The organism is Herbaspirillum chlorophenolicum (genome assembly GCF_001189955.1).
Taxonomy (GTDB): domain Bacteria; phylum Pseudomonadota; class Gammaproteobacteria; order Burkholderiales; family Burkholderiaceae_D; genus Herbaspirillum; species Herbaspirillum chlorophenolicum.
In genome coordinates this window covers 1-2,181 of sequence record NZ_LFLT01000120.1, presented here as the reverse complement: position 1 = coordinate 2,181, position 2,181 = coordinate 1, and the positions used below count along the sequence as shown (strand labels likewise).

The window sequence follows — 2,181 nt, the reverse complement described above, 5'->3', positions numbered from 1 at the left end:
TGTCCATGCTATCCATGCTCGACATCGAGTCCATGCCGCTCATGGACGACATCCCCGCCATCGCACCGTGATTCATGTGGCCCATGGCCCCATGATCCATGCCGGCCATGGAAGACATGTCGCCCATCATGTCACCCATGCTGAGCCACTCCGGTTTGTCGACTGCCGGCACCGGTGCTGCCAGCCCCGCACGCGTGGCCAGCGTGCCGCGAGCGTAGCCGGTGCGCTCCATCGTCTGCGCAAACACGGTATAGGCATCTTCCTTGGGCTCGACGACCACGTCACACGTTTCGCCTGGGCCGAAGCGGAATTCGTCCACGCTCACCGGTTCGATATCCACGCCGTCCACCTGCACCACCTTCAACTTCAATCCGGGAATGCGTACGTCATAGAAGGTGTTGCCAGATCCATTGATACAGCGCAGGCGGACTCTCTCGCCAGGCTTGAACAATGCAGTCCAGTTGCCTGCGGGCGTGACGCCGTTAGCGAGGAAGGTCAGAACAGCTGCGGACAAGTCCCCCAAATCCGTGGGATTCATGCGCATCTCATTCCACATCGCACGATTATCCATGGCCGCCTTCACGCCATTTTTGCGTGCATCGCGAACAAAATCCCCAGCCGTCACGCGGTTCAGATTGTAGATGTCCCCTTGTTTTTTGAGTTTGGAGAGTACGGACATTGGATTTTCATCCATCCAGTCCGAGAACAAGATCACATGTTCCCGGTCGGCCAGCTTTTTGCCGGCGTCAGTGGGGTCGATGACGATCGCACCATACATCCCGGTTTGCTCCTGCATCCCCGAGTGGGAGTGATACCAGTAGGTACCGCTTTGCTTTACCTTGAATTTATAGGTGAAGGTCTCTCCAGGGGCGATGCCAGCAAAGCTGATCCCAGGGACACCATCCATCTGGAACGGCAAGATAATGCCGTGCCAGTGAATCGAGGTATGTTCGCGCAGCTTATTGGTGACGTTAATCGTGACCATCTCGCCTTCTTTCCAGCGCAAGGTTGGTCCTGGCAGAGAGCCGTTGATCGTCGTAGCGACGGTCTGCTTACCTGTGAAATTGACAGGCGTTTCTGCGATCACCAGGTTAAACACGTTACCTGTGAGAACGGGCGCTGCCGAGGGGCTCGCCGGGGCTTCGGCAGCTTGAGCCACCGCTTGCATGGCACGCGACGACAGCCCCAGAAGGACACCTCCAGCGGCCAGCCCTTTGACAAAACGGCGGCGGGAGTTCAAAGGGAACGATGAGTTCGACATAGGATAAAACTCTCCGAAATGGGGATATGGCGCTGATGATAAGTAGCGCTGGCGATCAGTCGGATTACTCGCGCATTACATTCCTGTAATGATTGCGTCATCTTTGCGAACTCGACGTACCATGTATCCATCTTCTTATGTGTTCTCAAAATGAAACTTCTTGTGGTCGAAGATGAGCCCAAAACGGGCGAATACATTCAGCGCGGACTTACCGAAGCCGGATTTATTGTTGATTTGGCAAAGAATGGCTTGGACGGCTACCACCTAGCCATGACCGAACCTTATGACCTGGTCGTCCTGGACGTCATGCTGCCCGATGTAGATGGCTGGCGCATCGTCCTGTCCCTTCGCGATGCCCAAAAGACTGTCCCTGTCTTGTTCCTGACGGCGCGGGATAGCGTCTCCGACAGGGTCAAGGGTCTGGAGATGGGCGCTGACGACTATCTCGTCAAACCATTTGCCTTTTCTGAACTGCTGGCCAGGGTACGCACCTTGCTGCGCCGGGGTAGCAACGTGGTACTGCAAGATCGTTTGACGGTCGCAGACCTGGTGCTCGATCTCCCTCGGCGCAGTGCCAGCAGAGGCGGTAGAAAGTTGGTGCTCACAAGCAAGGAGTTTGCGTTACTGGAGTTCTTGGCACGGCGTCGCGGTGAAGTGCTGCCTCGTTCACTGATTGCCTCCCAGATCTGGGACATCAATTTCAACAGTGACTCGAACGTCATCGATGTGGCCATCCGTCGCCTGCGCGCCAAGGTAGATGACGGCTTCGATCACAAGCTGATTTTGACAGTACGCGGGGTGGGATACATCCTGGATGACGCTGACGCGCCCGGGAGCGCGCCATGATTCGCCAACGGTCCCTGACCGTCCGCCTCACGGCGCTGTTTGCGCTGGCATCTACGGCCGTCCTGGTCGGTCTC

Annotated in this window: 2 protein-coding genes; one reads left to right on the top strand and one right to left on the bottom strand. The window is 56.8% G+C overall.

What is annotated here, in order from left to right; all coding sequences use genetic code 11:
* On the bottom strand, window positions 1-1,261 hold a 1,261-nt coding region (locus AKL28_RS23365), incomplete at its 3' end, for a copper resistance system multicopper oxidase (RefSeq protein WP_156226474.1).
* A 150-nt stretch (window positions 1,262-1,411) separates the two neighbouring features.
* Here AKL28_RS23365 and AKL28_RS23360 point away from each other — a divergent pair.
* The gene (locus tag AKL28_RS23360) at window positions 1,412-2,107 is read left to right on the top strand and encodes a heavy metal response regulator transcription factor (protein WP_050470677.1); all 696 of its coding nucleotides are present in this window, start codon (window positions 1,412-1,414) and stop codon (window positions 2,105-2,107) included.
* Window positions 2,108-2,181 lie beyond the last annotated feature (74 nt).